This window comes from Pseudorhodoferax aquiterrae (assembly GCF_014652235.1).
In the GTDB taxonomy this organism is placed as follows: Bacteria; Pseudomonadota; Gammaproteobacteria; order Burkholderiales; family Burkholderiaceae_C; genus Pseudorhodoferax; species Pseudorhodoferax aquiterrae.
The window spans coordinates 445,239-461,427 of record NZ_BMYK01000003.1 but is presented as its reverse complement, the minus strand read 5'-3'; the positions used below and the strand labels follow the sequence as shown (position 1 = coordinate 461,427).

The 16,189-nt window shown below is 68.1% G+C and carries 17 protein-coding genes; 16 read left to right on the top strand and 1 reads right to left on the bottom strand.

Annotated features, from left to right (window positions below; translation table 11 throughout):
• Positions 1 to 8 precede the first annotated feature (8 nt).
• From IE209_RS07500 to IE209_RS07465, 8 genes are all read left to right on the top strand, one after another.
• Positions 9 to 1,166 carry an ABC transporter substrate-binding protein gene (locus tag IE209_RS07500; protein WP_189686326.1) on the top strand — a complete coding sequence of 386 codons (1,158 nt, stop codon included), beginning with the start codon at positions 9 to 11 and terminating at the stop codon, positions 1,164 to 1,166.
• A gap of 88 nt (positions 1,167 to 1,254) precedes the next feature.
• A complete protein-coding gene (locus IE209_RS07495; protein ID WP_189686325.1) occupies positions 1,255 to 2,421 on the top strand; it encodes an ABC transporter substrate-binding protein in 1,167 nt (388 codons plus the stop codon).
• A gap of 251 nt (positions 2,422 to 2,672) precedes the next feature.
• Complete coding sequence (locus IE209_RS07490; protein ID WP_189686324.1) at positions 2,673 to 4,358, top strand: cation:proton antiporter; 1,686 nt, start codon at positions 2,673 to 2,675, stop codon at positions 4,356 to 4,358.
• Positions 4,355 to 5,494: a Na/Pi cotransporter family protein gene (locus tag IE209_RS07485; RefSeq protein WP_229882724.1), complete on the top strand. Its 1,140-nt coding sequence runs from the start codon at positions 4,355 to 4,357 to the stop codon at positions 5,492 to 5,494. The genes IE209_RS07490 and IE209_RS07485 overlap by 4 nt, the downstream gene beginning before the upstream one ends.
• Positions 5,491 to 5,934 carry a hypothetical protein gene (locus IE209_RS07480; protein WP_189686323.1) on the top strand — a complete coding sequence of 148 codons (444 nt, stop codon included), beginning with the start codon at positions 5,491 to 5,493 and terminating at the stop codon, positions 5,932 to 5,934. Before IE209_RS07485 ends, IE209_RS07480 begins: the two co-directional genes overlap by 4 nt.
• Positions 5,935 to 6,006: 72 nt before the next feature.
• Complete coding sequence (locus tag IE209_RS07475; RefSeq protein ID WP_189686322.1) at positions 6,007 to 6,483, top strand: CoA-binding protein; 477 nt, start codon at positions 6,007 to 6,009, stop codon at positions 6,481 to 6,483.
• An 87-nt stretch (positions 6,484 to 6,570) separates the two neighbouring features.
• Positions 6,571 to 7,863, top strand: coding sequence for an O-acetylhomoserine aminocarboxypropyltransferase/cysteine synthase family protein (locus IE209_RS07470; RefSeq protein WP_189686321.1), 1,293 nt, complete (start codon positions 6,571 to 6,573; stop codon positions 7,861 to 7,863).
• 67 nt (positions 7,864 to 7,930) lie between these two features.
• On the top strand, positions 7,931 to 9,559 hold the full coding sequence (locus IE209_RS07465; protein WP_189686320.1) for an acyl-CoA synthetase: 1,629 nt from the start codon (positions 7,931 to 7,933) through the stop codon (positions 9,557 to 9,559).
• Here the strand turns inward: IE209_RS07465 and IE209_RS07460 are convergent.
• Entirely contained in the window at positions 9,556 to 9,789 is a 234-nt protein-coding gene (locus tag IE209_RS07460) for an ATP-binding protein (RefSeq protein ID WP_189686319.1), read from the bottom strand. The two genes, IE209_RS07465 and IE209_RS07460, sit on opposite strands and share 4 nt — an antisense overlap.
• Before the next feature lie 45 nt (positions 9,790 to 9,834).
• On the opposite strand from IE209_RS07460, the gene IE209_RS07455 reads away from it, so the two are divergent.
• The 8 genes from IE209_RS07455 to rnk all read left to right on the top strand — a co-directional run bounded on the left by IE209_RS07455 (position 9,835) and on the right by rnk (position 16,185).
• On the top strand, positions 9,835 to 10,611 hold the full coding sequence (locus IE209_RS07455; RefSeq protein ID WP_189686318.1) for an enoyl-CoA hydratase: 777 nt from the start codon (positions 9,835 to 9,837) through the stop codon (positions 10,609 to 10,611).
• A gap of 31 nt (positions 10,612 to 10,642) precedes the next feature.
• Entirely contained in the window at positions 10,643 to 11,068 is a 426-nt protein-coding gene (locus tag IE209_RS07450) for a hypothetical protein (RefSeq protein ID WP_189686317.1), read from the top strand.
• 51 nt (positions 11,069 to 11,119) lie between these two features.
• A complete protein-coding gene (locus IE209_RS07445; RefSeq protein ID WP_189686316.1) occupies positions 11,120 to 12,076 on the top strand; it encodes a LysR substrate-binding domain-containing protein in 957 nt (318 codons plus the stop codon).
• Positions 12,077 to 12,385: 309 nt separating this feature from the next.
• A complete protein-coding gene (locus tag IE209_RS07440) occupies positions 12,386 to 13,282 on the top strand; it encodes an amino acid ABC transporter substrate-binding protein (protein WP_189686315.1) in 897 nt (298 codons plus the stop codon).
• Positions 13,283 to 13,379: 97 nt separating this feature from the next.
• A complete protein-coding gene (locus tag IE209_RS07435; protein ID WP_189686314.1) occupies positions 13,380 to 14,105 on the top strand; it encodes an amino acid ABC transporter permease in 726 nt (241 codons plus the stop codon).
• A gap of 1 nt (position 14,106) precedes the next feature.
• Positions 14,107 to 14,772, top strand: coding sequence for an amino acid ABC transporter permease (locus tag IE209_RS07430; protein WP_189686313.1), 666 nt, complete (start codon positions 14,107 to 14,109; stop codon positions 14,770 to 14,772).
• A gap of 28 nt (positions 14,773 to 14,800) precedes the next feature.
• Complete coding sequence (locus IE209_RS07425) at positions 14,801 to 15,550, top strand: amino acid ABC transporter ATP-binding protein (RefSeq protein ID WP_268245948.1); 750 nt, start codon at positions 14,801 to 14,803, stop codon at positions 15,548 to 15,550.
• A gap of 212 nt (positions 15,551 to 15,762) precedes the next feature.
• Positions 15,763 to 16,185, top strand: a complete 423-nt coding sequence (rnk, locus tag IE209_RS07420; protein ID WP_189686312.1) for a nucleoside diphosphate kinase regulator — start codon at positions 15,763 to 15,765, stop codon at positions 16,183 to 16,185.
• Positions 16,186 to 16,189: the final 4 nt, after the last annotated feature.

Here is a 16,189-nt window from a genome sequence, read left to right as displayed (position 1 = left end):
GACACGCCATGCACGCACGCATCCCATTGCTTCTTGCCGCCGCACTGGCGCTGCCTGCGGCCTGGGCCCAGCAGCAGGGCGTGGGCAAGACCGAGATCCTGATCGGCACCATCCAGGACATGTCCGGCCCGCTGGCCGGCTACGGCAAGCAGGCCCGCAACGGCATGCTGCTGCGCGTGGAGGAGCTCAACGAGCAGGGCAGCGTGCACGGCCGCAAGCTCAAGCTGATTGCCGAGGACGACGGCTACGACCCCAAGAAGGCCGTGCTCGCGGCGCAGAAGCTCGTGAACCAGGACAAGGTCTTCATCGTGGCCGGCCACCTGGGCACGGCGCAGAACATGGCGGCCATGCCCGTGCAGTTCGACAAGAACATCGTCAACTTCTTCCCGATCACGGCCGCGCGCGAGATGTACGAGCCGCTGCACAAGCTCAAGTACTCGTTCGCCGCGACCTACTACGACCAGATCCGGCTCACGCTGCCGGCGCTGGCCAAGGAAAAGAACGCCAAGAAGATCTGCACCATCTACCAGGACGACGATTTCGGTCTGGAGGTGCAGCGCGGCGCCGAGGCCGCGCTCAAGGCCATGAACATGGAGCTGGGCGAGAAGACCAGCTTCAAGCGCGGCGCGACCGATTTCTCCTCGCAGGTGGCGCGGCTCAAGGCCGCCAACTGCGACCTCGTGGTGCTGGGAACCATCATCCGCGAGACCATCGGCACGATCGGCGAGGCGCGCAAGACCGGCTTCTCGCCGACCTTCTTCGCTTCCAGCGCGGCCTATTCGGACCTGATCCACAAGCTGGGCGGCAAGGCCGTGGACGGCCTGTACGCCACCATGACGGTGCTGCACCCCTACTTGGACGAAGCCTCGCAGCCGGTGCGCTTCTGGGCCAACAAGTACAAGACGCGCTTCAACGAAGACCCGACCGTGTTCTCGGTCTACGGCTACATCATCATCGACCAGTTCATCCAGGCGGCGCAGAAGGCCGGGCCCAACCTCACGACCGACAGCTTCGTCGCCGCCATGGACACCATGAGTTTCGCGCCCGACATGTTCGGCGGCGCGCCCAGCAGCTACAGCGCCACCAAGCGGCTGGGCAACAGCATCTCGCGCTTGTCGCAGATCCAGGACGGCCGTTGGAAGGTGGTGTCGGATTACGTGAAGTGATGGGGAAGGTGCGGCTGTACTTCAGCGCATCCGGCCCCTGTGTGTTCGTGTCATCGACCGCACGGACTGCGGTCCCAGGAGGGTTCACATGTCGTTTCGCACGGTTTCCGCGGCGCTGGCCGCCATTGTCCTGGCGGCCTCGCCGCTGGCCTGGGGCCAGCAACAAGGGGTGAGCAAGGGCGAGATCCTGATCGGCACCATCCAGGACCTGTCCGGCCCCCTGGCCGGCTACGGCAAGCAGGCGCGCAACGGCATGCTGCTGCGCGTGGACGAGGCCAACGAGCAGGGCGGGGTGCATGGCCGCAAGATCAAGCTGCTGGTCGAGGACAGCGGCTACGACCCCAAGCGCGCGGTGCTCGCGGCGCAAAAGCTCGTGAACCAGGACAAGGTCTTCATCGTCGCGGGCCACCTGGGCACGGCGCAGAACATGGCGGCCATGCCCGTGCAGTTCGAGAAGAACATCGTCAATTTCCAGCCGATCACGGCGGCGCGCGAAATGTACGAGCCGCTGCACCGGCTCAAGTACTCGTTCGCGGCCACCTACTACGACCAGATCCGCTCGATGCTGCCCACGCTGGCCAAGGAGAAGAGCGCCAAGAAGGTCTGCATCATCTACCAGGACGACGACTTCGGCCTGGAGGTGCTGCGCGGCGCCGAGGCCGGGCTCAAGACCCTGAACATGGAACTGGGCGAGAAGACCAGCTTCAAGCGCGGCGCGACGGACTTCTCCTCGCAGGTGGCGCGGCTCAAGGCGGCCAACTGCGACTTCGTGGTGCTGGGCACCATCATCCGCGAGACCATCGGCACCATCGCCGAGGCGCGCAAGACCGGCTACGCGCCGACCTTCTTCGCCTCCAGCGGCGCCTACACCGACCTGATCCACAAGCTCGGCGGCAAGGGCATGGACGGGCTCTACGCGGCGATGGGCGCGCAGCACCCCTACCTGGACGAGGCTTCGCAGCCGATCCGTTTCTGGGCCAACAAGTACAAGACCCGCTTCAACGAGGACCCGACCGTGCTCTCGGTCTATGGCTACACCATCCTCGACCAGCTGCTCCAGGCCGTGCAGAAGGTCGGCCCCAACCTCACGACCGACAGCTTCGTGAAGACCATGGACACCATGAGCTACCCGACGGACATGTTCGGCGCCGCGCCCTCCAGCTACAGCCCGACCAAGCGCCTGGGCACCGACGAGTCGCGCCTGTCGCAGATCCAGGACGGGCGCTGGAAGGTGGTGTCGGGCTACGTGAAGTAGCACTTCTGCCGCGTTGGCGAACCCCGGGGACGCCCGTGGCTGCGCGTCTTCCTTGCCCTGCGCGAAGAAGACTTGATGCGCATCAAGAACGTCGGCGGCGCGTGGGCCATGATGGCAGGCCTGATCGGCAGGCGCGGCCACGCAGGCCCGCCGGGCCAGGCGCCGCGCCGGTCTGCTTCGTTCGACAACAGGATGGCGATGACTGAAACGCATCTGCGGCGGCGGGTCCTGACGACCGCGGGACGGTACCCATGCACGGACCCTTCGTAGAGGTCGCCCTGCTGCTGCTCATCTGCGCCCTGGCCGGTGCCGTCTTCGTGCGCTTGCGCCAGCCGGTGCTGATCGCCTACATCGTCGTGGGCATCGCGGTGGGCCCGGCCGTCTTCGGCCTGGTGACGGCGCACAACCAGATCGACCTGCTGGCGCAGGTGGGGGTGGCGGTGCTGCTCTTCGCCGTCGGCCTGAAGCTGGACCTGCACCACATCCGGCACATCGGACCGGTGGCGCTGGCCACGGGGCTGGGGCAGCTGGCCTTCACCATCGTGATCGGTTTCGGGCTGACCCTGGCACTGGGCAAGGGCGCGATGGAGGCCTTGTACGTGGCCGTCGCGCTGACCTTCTCCAGCACCATCATCATCGTCAAGCTGCTGTCCGACAAGCGCGAGCTCGGCAGCCTGCACGGCCGCATCGCGGTGGGTTTCCTGATCGTGCAGGACCTGGCCGTCGTGGTGGCCATGATGGCCATGAGCTCCCTGCGCGGCTCGGGCGGGGCCGGCGGCGACGCGGGCTGGCTGGTGGTGCTGGGCGCGCTGGCCTGGCGTGTCGCGGTCGCGGCTGCGGCCATGTTCGTGCTGATGCGCTGGGTGCTGCCGGCGGTGGTGGCCGCGATGGCGCGTTCGCAGGAGCTGCTGCTGGTCTTCGCCATCGCCTGGGGCGTGGCCCTGGCCGCCGTGGGCGAATGGGCGGGCTTCAGCAAGGAGGCGGGCGCGTTCCTGGCCGGCTTCTCGCTCGCCTCCACGCCCTACCGCGAGGCGATGAGCGCGCGGCTGACGGGCATCCGCGACTTCCTGCTGTTGTTCTTCTTCATCGACCTGGGCGCCAAGCTCGACTTCTCGACGCTGGGCGCCGAGCTGGTGCCCGCCGTGGTGCTCTCGCTGTTCGTGCTGATCGGCAACCCGCTGATCGTGATGGCGATCATGGGCTTCATGGGGTACCGGCGCCGCACCGGCTTCCTGGCCGGGCTGACGGTGGCGCAGATCAGCGAGTTCTCCATCGTGTTCGTGGCCATGGGCATCACGCTGGGCCATGTGGGTGTGCAGGCGCTGGGGCTGACCACGCTGGTGGGGCTGGTGACGATCACTGTCTCCACCTACATGATCCTGTATGCCCAGCCGCTGTACCAGCGGCTTGCCCCCTGGCTGCGCGTGTTCGAACGGCAGCAGCCGTTCCGTGAGATTGCCGCCGAATCGAAGGCCGCAGGCGAGGCGCAGGCCGAGCTTGTCGTCTTCGGCCTGGGGCGCTACGGCAGCCGCCTGTTCACGCGGCTGCGCGCAGACGGGATCGACGCGATCGGCATCGACTTCGACCCCGAGGCCGTGCGCGAACTGCAGGCCCGCGGCCTGCCGGTGTTGTTCGGCGATGGCGAGGCCCCCGACTTCCTGGAGACGCTGTCGCTGCGGCAGGTGCGTTGCGTGATCACGACCTTTCCGCAGTGGGAGTCCAACCGCGCGCTGCAGCATGCGCTGCGCGCGGTGCACTACCGAGGCCAGGTGGTGGCTGCAGCGCGCGATGCTGCGCACGGCCGCGCGCTGGCCGCGGCCGGCGTGGAGCGCGTGCTCAATCCGTTCGAAGACGCGGCCGACCATGCCGCGGACCTCCTGGCACGCAGCCTCCGTGCGCAGGGATCCAGGCGCGGGACGCCGCGGAGCACCGCGTGATCGATCTGCAGTCCGTGGGCCTGGTGGCCGGCGGGTTGGGCCTGTTCCTGCTCGGCATGGGCCTGATGACCGATGGCCTGAAGCTGGCCGCGGGGCCAGCCTTGCACCGCATCCTGGCGGCCGCCACGCGCACACGCGTCCATGCCCTGGGTTCGGGGGTGCTGGTGACGGCGCTGGTGCAATCGTCCAGCGCGGTCACCGTGGCGGCCATCGGCTTCGTCAACGCCGACCTGCTGTCGCTCGGCCCGGCCTTGTGGGTGCTGTTCGGGGCCAACGTCGGCACGACGATGACGGGCTGGGTCGTCGCGCTGATCGGCCTGAAGTTCAAGGTCGAAGCCGTCGCGATGCCGCTGGCAGGCCTGGGTGCACTGCTGCGCCTGACCGGAGAGGGCCGGCGCAGCGGCGCCATCGGCACTGCGCTGGCCGGCTTCGGCCTGCTCTTCATGGGCATCGCACTGTTGCAGCAGGCCTTCGTCGGCCTGGCCGGACAGATCCACCTGCCGCAAGGGGAGGGCGCCCGCGTGCTGCTGGCGCAACTGGGGATCGGGGCGCTGATGACGGTGCTGATGCAGTCCTCCAGCGCGGCCATGGCCATCACGTTGACCGCCGCGCAAGGGGGGCTGATCGGTGCGCAGGGGGCGGCCGCGGTGGTCATCGGCGCCAACATCGGCACCACGGTGACGGCCATGCTGGCCGCCATCGGCGCGACGCCGAACGCCCGCCGTGCGGCGTCGGCGCATGTCGTGTTCAACCTGCTCACCGGCGTGGCCGCGCTGCTGCTCCTGCCCTGGCTCATCGATGCGCTGGGTCTGGCGCGCGAGGCGCTCGGCCTGCCGCCGGACCCTGCCACCAAGCTGGCGCTGTTCCACACGGCGTTCAACCTGATCGGCGTGCTGCTGATGTGGCCTGTCGCACAGCGGCTCACGCGCTGGCTGCAGCAGCGCTTTCGCGCCCGCGAGGAGGACGAGGCACAGCCACGCTTCCTCGACGACACCGTGCTCGCCGTGCCCACGCTGGCGCTCGATGCGCTGTCGCGCGAGGTGGACCGTGCCGGGCAGGTGGCGCAGCGCATGGTCTGCAGCGCACTGGGGGGGCCGATGCCGCCGCGCTCAAGGCGGACCACGGGATCCTGGTGAGCCTGGACGCGGCCATCGAGCGCTTCGTCGAGCGTCTGCGCAGCACCTTGATGTCGCAACGCGACAGCGCCAGGCTGGCCGAACTGCTGCGCATCCAGCGGTACCACGAGTCGGCCGCGGAGCAGGCCTTGGCCGCCGCCGCGCTGCGGCCGCAGGGGCTGGCCGACGCCCGCGTGGCAGCCGCCGAGGCGGCGTTCTTGGCCGCGGCGAACGCGGTGCTGGCGCACGGCGGTCCGACCGGTCCGGCCGATTCTCCGGCCGCGGACCTGGGCACGATGGAGGTGCGTTACGAAGAGATCAAGACCGCCCTGCTGGCAGCCGGGGCCGACGCACGACTTGCGCTGGCAGCGATGGAGCAGGCCCTGCGCCGCTTCAGTGCACTGCGCCGGGGCACCCAGCAATTTCACAAGTCGCGCCGACGGCAGGCCGATCGGCCCTGACGCGCGACCCGTGTCGACACGGCGCAGGCGCGCGCTACAGTGGCGCAGTCGATCAAGGAGGACACTGCGCCCATGGCGGACGACATCAGCACCCTGCGCCGCATCCTGCACCAGCACCGGCGCATCGCCGTGGTCGGGCTCTCGGCCGAATGGCACCGGCCGAGCCACTTCGCGGCCGGGTACATGCAGCAGCATGGCTATGACATTTTTCCGGTGAACCCGCGCTACGCTGGCGGCGAAGTGCTGGGCCGGCCCTGCGTGGCCAGCCTGGCGGACCTGGCCGGGCCGGTGGACATGGTCGACGTGTTCCGCCGCACCGAGGATGTGCTGCCGATCGCACGCCAGGCGCTTGCCATCGGCGCCAGGTGCCTGTGGCAGCAGATCGGCGTGGTCAACGAAGAGGCCGATGCGCTGGTGCGCGCGGCCGGTCTGGACAGCGTGATGGACCGCTGCGTGAAGATCGAGCATGCCCGCCTGTTCGGTGGCCTGCACTGGGCGGGCGTGAACACGCGTGTGATCTCGGCCAGGCGGCCTGTGGTGGGCGGCTGAGCATGTGGCCCCCACGCGCATCGCTTCGCGTATCGCTGCCCCCCGGGTGGGCGCATCAATGCCTTCGGGCGGCCGGGCGGCATTGACATGGCCGACCGCGTTTTCCAGCCCGAGACGCTGGCCATCCACGCCGGCCAGATCCCCGACGCGGCCACGGGCGCCCGTGCGCTGCCGATCTACCAGACCACGAGCTTCGTGTTCGACAGCGCCGAGCATGCGGCCGCGCTGTTCAACCTGCAGACCTTCGGCAACGTCTACTCGCGCCTGTCCAATCCCACCGTGGCGGCGCTGGAGGAGCGCGTGGCGGCATTGGAAGGCGGGCGCGCGGCCGTGGCCAGCGCCTCCGGCATGGCGGCCGAGGCCATGGCGCTCATGACCATCCTGCAGGCCGGCGACCACGTCGTGGCGGCCGGCGCGCTGTACGGTGGCACGGTCACCATGCTGGCGGTGAACCTGCAGAAGTTCGGCATCGAGACCAGCTTCGTCGATGCCACCGACCCGCAGGCCTTCGCGGCCGCGATGCGGTCCAACACGCGCGCCGTGTTCGCCGAGACCCTGGGCAACCCCAGCCTCACGGTGTTGGACATCGCGGCCGTGGCCGAGGTGGCCCACGCCCACGGCGTGCCGCTGGTGGTGGACAACACCGTGCCCAGCCCCTGCCTGTGCCAGCCGCTCGCACTGGGCGCCGACATCGTCGTGCACTCGGCCACCAAGTACCTGGCCGGCCACGGCACCACGCTGGGCGGCGTGATCGTGGAGAGCGGCAAGCCGCACGGCAACTTCGCCTGGAACAACGGCAAGTTCCCGGGCATGACCGAGCCTTCGCCGGGCTACCACGGCGTGAAGTTCCACGAGACCTTCGGCGACTTCGCGTTCACGATGCGCGCGCGCATGGAGACGCTGCGCGTGTACGGCGCGGCGCTGTCGCCGATGTCGGCCTGGCAGATCCTGCAGGGCGTGGAAACGCTGCCGCTGCGCATGGAGCGCCATTGCAGCAATGCGCTGAAGGTGGCGCAGTACTTGAAGGACCACCCGCGCGTGAGTTGGGTCAACTACCCCGGCCTGCCGGACCATCCGCAGCACGCGCTGGTGCAGCGGCAGATGCGCGGCGCCTCGGGCCTGCTGGCCTTCGGCGTGCAGGGCGGCATGGAGGCCGGCGTGCGCTTCATCGAGTCGGCGCAGTTCATGAGCCACCTGGCCAACATCGGCGACACGCGCACGCTGATCATCCACCCGGCCAGCACCACGCACCGCCAACTCGAGCCCGACCAGCAGATCGCCGCCGGCGTGCTGCCCGACATGGTGCGGCTGTCCGTGGGGCTGGAGCACATCGACGACATCCTGTGGGACCTGGACCAGGCGCTGGCGGCCACGGCTTGAAAACATTCGTCGCAATCCGTGGAGGGCCGCGGCTTCAGAATGCGCCCTTCGCCCGAGGAGACAGCGCATGAACATCTACGAACAAGACCTCGCCCAGAATCCTGCCAACCACGTGGCCCTGTCGCCCATGGCCTTCGTGGAGCGCACGGCCGAGGTGTTCGGCGACCTGCCGGCCGTCATCCACGGCCGGCGCCGCTACACCTGGGCGCAGGTGCACGAGCGCTCACGCCGGCTCGCGGCGGCGCTGCGTGCGGCCGGCGTGGGCCGCGGCAGCACGGTCAGCGTGATGCTGCCCAACACGCCGGAGATGGTCGAGGCGCATTACGCCGTGCCGGCCTTGAATGCCGTGCTCAACACACTGAACACCCGACTCGATGCCGAGCTGCTGGCCTGGCAGATGCACCACTGCGAGGCGAGCGTGCTGATCACCGACACCGAGTTCGCACCCATCATGGCCAAAGCGCTCGCGCTGCTCCAGGACCAGCACGGCCGCCAGCCGCTGGTCATCGACGTGGCCGACAGCGAGTTCACGGGCGAACACCGGCGCCTGGGCACGCACGACTACGAGGCCTGGCTTGCAGGCCACGCACCGCTGGCGCGTCTGGACGGTCCGCAGGACGAGTGGGATGCGATCGCCATAAGCTACACCAGCGGCACCACGGGCGACCCCAAGGGCGTGGTCACGCACCACCGCGGCGCCTACCTCAATGCGGTCAGCAACGTGGTGACCTGGACCATGCCGCAATTCCCGCGCTACCTGTGGACGCTGCCGATGTTCCACTGCAACGGCTGGTGCTTCCCCTGGACGGTGGCGCTGCAGGCCGGCGTGCATGTGTGCCTGCGCCGTGTCGAGGCGCCCGCCATCCTGGCGGCCATGCGCGCGCACGGCGTCACGCACTACTGTGCCGCGCCCATCGTCCATGGCCTCATCATCAACGCCGAGCCGGCGCTGCGCGAAGGCGTGACCGGCGTGCGCGGCATGGTCGCCGGCGCGTCGCCGCCGGCCGCCATGATCGAGGGCATGGCGAAGATCGGCTTCGACATCACGCATGTCTACGGCCTGACCGAGGTGTACGGCCCGGCCGGCGTGGCGGCCAAGCGCGCCGACTGGGCGCAGGCCGACATCGCCGAGCAGGCGCGCCTGAATGGCCGCCAGGGCGTGCGCTACGCGCTGCAGGACGGCATGACGGTGCTGGACCCGTCCACGCTCGTGGAAGTGCCCGCCGATGGCGAGACCATGGGCGAGATCATGTTCCGCGGCAACATCGTCATGAAGGGCTACCTCAAGAACCCGGCCGCGACGGCCAAGGCCTTCGAGGGCGGCTGGTTCCACACCGGCGACCTGGCCGTTCTGGAGCGCGACCGCTACGCGCGCATCAAAGACCGCAGCAAGGACATCATCATCAGCGGCGGCGAGAACATCAGCTCGATCGAGGTCGAGGACGTGCTGTACCGCCACCCGGCCGTGCTGGCCTGCGCGGTGGTCGCCAGGCCCGATGCCAAATGGGGCGAGACGCCCGTGGCCTATGTGGAGACCAAGCCAGGCGCCCAGGTCACGGCCGAGGACCTGGTGGCCCACTGCAAGGCGCATTTGGCCGGCTACAAGGTGCCGCGCGACGTGCGCTTCGAGCCGATTCCCAAGACCTCGACGGGCAAGATCCAGAAGTTCGAGCTGCGCCAGCGGGCCAAAGGCTAGCCGGCGGCGGTCCGCTCCATGCGGATCGCATCGAAGGGGCAGACGACGAAGCACAGCGCGCAGCCCGTGCAGCCGGCGCTGTCGTGCAGCACCGCGTTCTTGCGGCCCCCCGGCTGGCCGCCCGGCACCTGCAGCGAGAGCACGTGCGGCGGGCAGGCGCCCACGCAGCGGCCGCAGCCGGTGCAGCGCTGCGGCGCGATCGCGGGCAAGGCCTTGGGCGGTGCAGGCATGGCCGCATTGTGGTGGCAGACTGCGAAGCTTCGCTGGAGACACGCATGACAGAACCCACCGCGCCGCTGGTGCTGCGCAGCCAGGACGCCGCCGGCGTCCGCACCCTGACCCTGAACCGCCCCGATGCCTTCAACGCGCTCAGCGAGGCCATGCTGGAGGCGCTGCAGGCCGAGCTCGACGCGGCCGCCGGCGACGATGGGCTGCGCGTGCTCGTCATCGCGGCCGCCGGCCGCGCTTTCTGCGCCGGCCACGACCTCAAGGAGATGCGTGCGGAACCCTCGCTGGCCTACTACCAGCGCCTGTTCGCCCAGTGCACGAAGGTGATGCTGGCGATCCAGAAGCTGCCCGTGCCCGTGATCGCGCAAGTCCAGGGCATCGCGACGGCGGCCGGTTGCCAGCTCGTGGCCATGTGCGACCTGGCCGTGGCCGCCAGCGATGCGCGCTTCGCCGTCAGCGGCGTGAACCTGGGCCTGTTCTGCGCCACGCCCAGCGTGGCGCTGTCGCGCAACCTGCCGCGCAAGGCCGCGTTCGAGATGCTCGTCACCGGCGACTTCATCGGTGCCGAGGAGGCCCGCGCCAAGGGCCTGGTCAACCGGGTGGCCGCACCCGAGGCATTGGCCGAGGCCGTGGCCGCACTGGCGGCCAGCATCGTGGCCAAGCCGCCCGTCGCGCTGGCGATGGGCAAGGCCTTGTTCTACCGCCAGCTCGAAGTCGGCATGGCGGCGGCCTATCAGGACGCGGGCCAGACCATGGCCTGCAACATGATGGACGCCTGCGCGCTGGACGGCGTGCAGGCCTTCATCGACAAGCGCCGGCGTTGAGGCGCTGCGGCGGGCGGCTATGCTCGCCCGCATGGAAACGAGTGAAGCCGCCCTGCTCGGGCGCGAATGGACGGCGCTGCATGGCGACTGCGAAGCCAGCGAGCGCAGTGCCTTGTGGATCAAGCTGGGTGCGGTGGCCCTGACGGCCACGGCCGTGGCCCTGAGCTTCGACGCCGTGCTGACCATCGTTCTGGTCGGTGTGCTGTGGCTGCAGGAGGCCATCGTGCGCACCGGCCAGGCCCGTCTGGTCGACCGCCTGCTCTACGTGGAGGGCCTGCTGCGCGACCCCATGGCCTCGCCGCGCGCGCCCTGCCAGCTGTATTCGGACTGGCAGGCGATGCGGCCAGGCACCATGGGACTGGTGGCGCAATACCTCGCGGCCGCCGTCCGGCCCACGGTGGCGTTTCCGTACGCCGTGCTGCTGGTCCTGCTGCTGGCGCTGTCAGCCGCGGGATGAGCTGCCGGGCGCCACGCGGCCCGGGCACCGCCGTCGTTCCATAATGCGGTGATGGAGACCAAGTGGCTCGAAGATTTTGTGAGCTTGGCCGAGACGCGCAGTTTCAGCCGCTCGGCCCAGCTGCGCCATGTGACGCAGCCGGCGTTCTCGCGCCGCATCCAGGCCCTGGAGGCCTGGGCCGGCACCGACCTCGTGGACCGCAGCTCCTACCCGACGCGACTCACGCCGGCCGGCGAGACGCTCTACACCCAGTCGCTGGAGATGCTGCAGGCGCTGCAGAGCACGCGCGCCATGCTGCGCGGCCACAACTCGGCGGGGCAGGACGTGATCGAGTTCGCCGTGCCGCACACACTGGCCTTCACCTTCTTTCCGGCCTGGGTGACCAGCCTGCGTGAGAAGTTCGGCCCGCTCAAGAGCCGTCTCATCGCGCTGAACGTGCACGACGCCGTGATGCGCCTGGTCGAGGGCAGCTGCGACCTGCTGATCGCCTACCACCACAGCTCCCAGCCGTTCCAGCTGGCCGCCAACCGCTACGAGATGGTGAGCCTGGGCCGCGAGGTCATGGCGCCCTACGTCAAGGCGGACGCCGACGGCGCGCCGCTGTACCAGTTGCCGGGCCGGCCCGGCCAGTTGCTGCCCTACCTGGGCTATGCGCCGGGCGCCTACATGGGGCAGATGGTGGACATGCTGCTCAAGCAGTCGCCCACGCCCATCCACCTGGACCGCGTGTACGAGACCGACATGTCCGAAGGCCTCAAGGCCATGGCGCTGGAAGGCCACGGCATCGCCTTCCTGCCCTACAGCGCGGTCAAGAAGGAGCTGCGCGCGCGCCGTCTCGTCAGCGCGGCGCCGGCCGGCATGCCGGGCGTGGAGATGACACTGGACGTGCGGGCCTACCGCGAAAAGCCGGGGACGCATGCCGTGCCCAAGCGCTCGGCCCAGGCGCTGTGGACCTACCTGGTCGAGACCGCCGGACCGCGCGGCGCCGAGGCATCGGGCGCGGCGTGAGATTATTCGTTTCTTGCATCCGGCCGCATCCAATCGGCATTGGCTTGAATACCGCCGAGGACCTTACAGTCCGCGGCGCCCGGTGTGGACAGCAGAGTCTGGCATGCAAGCTGCTTGCGCTCCTGCCCATGCAACGACCCAGACCTTTTTCAAAGATTGCAGCGGCAGCACGACCGCGATGAGAGACAAGCACGTTGCCACAGTTTTCACGGATCTTTCGTGTTGGCGAGGGGCATGCGGGTATCTCCGCTGACGCCGATATCCTGGTTTAAGGTCTTATTTCCCTTCCGTTTTCTTAGGAGAGATTGAATGAAGAAGCACATCCTCGCCATCGTGTGCACGGCACTGGCCGCGGGCGGCGCATTCGCGCAAAGCAACGACACGCTGGCGAAGATCAAGGCCAGTGGCAGCATCAGCCTCGGCGTGCGCGACTCCTCGGCCCTGTCCTATACCCTGGGCAACGGCAAGTACGTCGGTTTCCACACTGAAATGGGCGAACGCATCGTGGCCGACCTGTCCAAGGCCGCCGGCAAGGAACTGAAGATCCAGTACACCCCCGTCACCTCGCAGAACCGCATTCCGCTGGTGCAGAACGGCACGGTCGACCTGGAGTGCGGCTCCACCACCAACAACGCCACGCGTGCCAAGGACGTGTCCTTCGCCGTGACGACCTATGTGGAGGAAGTGCGCATCCTGACCAAGGCCAACTCGGGCATCAACGGCATCGCCGACCTCAAGGGCAAGACGGTGGCGACGACCACCGGCACCACCTCGGTGCAGACGCTGCGCAAGAACAAGCGCGCCGAAGGCATCGACTTCAAGGAAGTCATGGGCAAGGACCACGCCGACAGCTTCCTGCTGCTCGAGTCGGGCCGCGCCGACGCCTTCGTGATGGACGGCTCCATCCTGGCCGCCAACGCCTCCAAGTCGCGCAACCCGGCCGACTTCAAGATCGTCGGCGAAGTGCTGTCGGTCGAGCCCATCGCCTGCATGCTGCGCAAGGACGACCCGGCCTTCAAGAAGGCCGTGGACGACAGCATCAAGCGCCAGATCGCCGACGGTTCGCTGGCCAAGCTGTACGACAAGTGGTTCATGCAGCCCATCCCGCCGACCAACACCAAGATCGGCCTGCCGATGTCCGAGGCGACCAAGGAAGCCTGGGCCCATCCGAACGACAAGCCCATGGAAGAGTACGCAGCCAAGTAATCTGCGCTGGGTGAGGCACTGAACGCCCGCCGATTCGAGCGGGCGTTTTTTGTGCCGGGACCAAAATCCAAAGACGACGACAACAGAGGAGTTCCCGATGGGAAATTGGGATTGGCAGGTCTACCTGCAGGATCCGGGCGGCAAGGACCCGACCTACTTGCAATGGATGCTCTCGGCCTGGGGCTGGACCATCTCCGTCGCCTTGTCGGCGCTGCTGGTGGCGCTGGTCGTGGGCTCACTGATCGGCATTCTGCGCACCCTGCCCAACAGCCCTGGCTGGGTGCGTTTCGGCAACGCCTGGGTGGAACTCTTCCGCAACATTCCGCTGCTGGTGCAGATCTTCCTGTGGTACCACGTGGTGCCGGCGATCTTCACGGCCGCGCGCGACGTGCCGCCCTTCGTGCTGGTGGTGCTGGCGCTGGGCTTCTTCACCTCGGCACGGATCGCCGAGCAACTGCGCGCCGGCATCCAGGCGCTGCCGCGCGGGCAGCGTTACGCGGGCATGGCCATGGGCTTCACGACCTGGCAGTACTACCGCTACGTGATCCTGCCCATGGCCTACCGCATGATCCTGCCGCCGTTGACCAGCGAGTCCATGAACATCTTCAAGAACTCCTCGGTCGCGTTCGCCGTGTCCATCGCCGAACTCACGCAGTTCGCCATGCAGGCCGGTGAGGAAACCGCCCGCCCGATCGAGATGTACCTGGGCGTGACGGTGCTCTACATCGTCTCGGCCATGGCCATCAACCGCATCATGGCCTTCATCGAGAAGCGCGCGCGCGTGCCGGGCTTCGTCGCAGCCGGCGGCACGGGAGGCCACTGACATGAATCTCGATTTCGGTTTCTACAACTGGAGCGTCATCACCGACTTCGTGCTGAAGGGCTTTTACTTCAGCGTGTTCCTGACGGTGGTGGCCACGCTGGGCGGCATCTTCTTCGGCACGCTGCTGGCGCTGATGCGCCTGTCGGGCAAGAAATGGCTGGACGCGCCGGCCGCCATCTACGTCAACGGCATGCGCAGCATCCCGCTGGTGATGGTGATCCTGTGGTTCTTCCTGCTGGTGCCGTTCATGATCGGGCGGCCCATCGGCGCGGAGATGTCGGCCATCATCACCTTCATCGCGTTCGAAGCCGCCTACTTCTCGGAAATCATGCGTGCCGGCATCCAGTCGATCCCGCGCGGCCAGGTCTTCGCGGGCCAGGCCATGGGCATGACCTACAAGCAGAACATGACGCTCGTGATCCTGCCGCAGGCCTTCCGCAACATGCTGCCCGTGCTGCTGACGCAGACCATTATCCTGTTCCAGGACACCTCGCTGGTCTACGCCATCGGCGCCTACGACATGCTCAAGGGCTTCGAGACGGCCGGCAAGAATTTCGGCCGCCCGATCGAGTCCTATCTGCTCGCCGCGGTCGTCTACTTCGTGCTGTGCTATGCGCTGTCCTACCTGGTCAAGCGCCTGCACAAGAAGATCGCCATCATCCGCTGAACACAAGCCTCGTCTGGAGAGAACCCAAATGGCTGAACAAATGATCCAAATCAAGGACGTGTCCAAGTGGTACGGCCCGGTGCAGGTGCTGAACAACTGCAACGTCAGCATCAACAAGGGCGACGTGGTCGTGGTCTGCGGCCCCTCGGGCTCGGGCAAGTCCACGCTGATCAAGACCGTCAACGCGCTGGAGCCGATCCAAAAGGGCGAGATCATCGTCAACGGTGTCAAGGTCAGCGATCCCAAGACCGACCTGCCCAAGCTGCGCTCCAAGGTCGGCATGGTGTTCCAGCACTTCGAGCTGTTCCCGCACCTGTCGGTCACCGAGAACCTCACGATCGCCCAGATCAAGGTGCTGGGCCGCAGTGCCGACGAGGCCAAGACGCGCGGCCTCAAGATGCTGGACCGCGTGGGCCTGATGGCGCACAAGGACAAGTTCCCGGGCCAGCTGTCGGGCGGCCAGCAGCAGCGCGTGGCGATCGCACGTGCGCTGTCCATGGACCCGATCGTGATGCTGTTCGACGAGCCCACCTCGGCACTGGACCCCGAGATGGTCGGCGAGGTGCTGGACGTGATGGTGAGCCTGGCCAAGGAAGGCATGACCATGATGTGCGTGACCCACGAGATGGGCTTCGCACGCAAGGTGGCCAGCCGCGTGATCTTCATCGACGTGGGCGGCCGCATCCTGGAAGACTGCTCCAAGGAAGAGTTCTTCGGCAACCCCGAGGCACGCCAGCCGCGGACCAAGGACTTCCTGAACAAGATCCTGCAGCACTGAGCATGGTGGTCTTCGCGTCGCGCCCTCTGCACCGCTGCCCTGCAGCGGGTGCGTTCGCGCGCGCGAACCAGGAGCCGGCCGGCCGCCCCATGGTGGTGGGCCGAAAGCCCACCGCACCCTCCTGAGCCCGGCGAACCTTCATCCTTCCTCTTAGCCACATCGGATCGCCGGGCTCGCTCCCGGCGTTTCTCTTTTTGCGACAGGACAGTGCCATGAATGTTCCGACCCCCACCGCCGCCATCCGCACCCTCAACGAGCTGGACCATGTGCGCATCGCCAAGCTCGTCGATGCCGGCAACCCGGCCCATGCCGCAATGCAGGCCTTGCTCGACAACGCCGACCTGGTGGCGCCGGCCGAGATCGCGCCCGATGTGGTGACCATGCGCTCGCGCGTGCGCGTCGCCGAAGCGGCGGGTGCGGCCGGCGCCCCGGCCCGCGAGCTGACGCTGGCCTATCCGTCCGAGGCCGATGCCGCGCAAGGCCAGGTTTCGGTGCTCTCGCCGATCGGCACGGCGCTGCTGGGCGCCAAGGTGGGCGAGGTCGCGCAGTGGACGCTGCCCGACGGGCGGGCCGCGGCGCTGCGGGTGGAAGCCTTGCTGTTCCAGCCCGAGGCCAGCGGGGAATACCTGCGCTGAAAAG

Coding starts and splice junctions, on each gene's coding strand:
- IE209_RS07500 (WP_189686326.1), top strand. CDS start 9: ATGCACGCACGCATCCCATTGCTTCTTGCCGCCGCACTGGCGCTGCCT.
- IE209_RS07495 (WP_189686325.1), top strand. CDS start 1,255: ATGTCGTTTCGCACGGTTTCCGCGGCGCTGGCCGCCATTGTCCTGGCG.
- IE209_RS07490 (WP_189686324.1), top strand. CDS start 2,673: ATGCACGGACCCTTCGTAGAGGTCGCCCTGCTGCTGCTCATCTGCGCC.
- IE209_RS07475 (WP_189686322.1), top strand. CDS start 6,007: ATGGCGGACGACATCAGCACCCTGCGCCGCATCCTGCACCAGCACCGG.
- IE209_RS07470 (WP_189686321.1), top strand. CDS start 6,571: ATGGCCGACCGCGTTTTCCAGCCCGAGACGCTGGCCATCCACGCCGGC.
- IE209_RS07465 (WP_189686320.1), top strand. CDS start 7,931: ATGAACATCTACGAACAAGACCTCGCCCAGAATCCTGCCAACCACGTG.
- IE209_RS07460 (WP_189686319.1), bottom strand. CDS start 9,789: ATGCCTGCACCGCCCAAGGCCTTGCCCGCGATCGCGCCGCAGCGCTGC.
- IE209_RS07455 (WP_189686318.1), top strand. CDS start 9,835: ATGACAGAACCCACCGCGCCGCTGGTGCTGCGCAGCCAGGACGCCGCC.
- IE209_RS07450 (WP_189686317.1), top strand. CDS start 10,643: ATGGAAACGAGTGAAGCCGCCCTGCTCGGGCGCGAATGGACGGCGCTG.
- IE209_RS07445 (WP_189686316.1), top strand. CDS start 11,120: ATGGAGACCAAGTGGCTCGAAGATTTTGTGAGCTTGGCCGAGACGCGC.
- IE209_RS07440 (WP_189686315.1), top strand. CDS start 12,386: ATGAAGAAGCACATCCTCGCCATCGTGTGCACGGCACTGGCCGCGGGC.
- IE209_RS07435 (WP_189686314.1), top strand. CDS start 13,380: ATGGGAAATTGGGATTGGCAGGTCTACCTGCAGGATCCGGGCGGCAAG.
- IE209_RS07430 (WP_189686313.1), top strand. CDS start 14,107: ATGAATCTCGATTTCGGTTTCTACAACTGGAGCGTCATCACCGACTTC.
- IE209_RS07425 (WP_268245948.1), top strand. CDS start 14,801: ATGGCTGAACAAATGATCCAAATCAAGGACGTGTCCAAGTGGTACGGC.
- rnk (WP_189686312.1), top strand. CDS start 15,763: ATGAATGTTCCGACCCCCACCGCCGCCATCCGCACCCTCAACGAGCTG.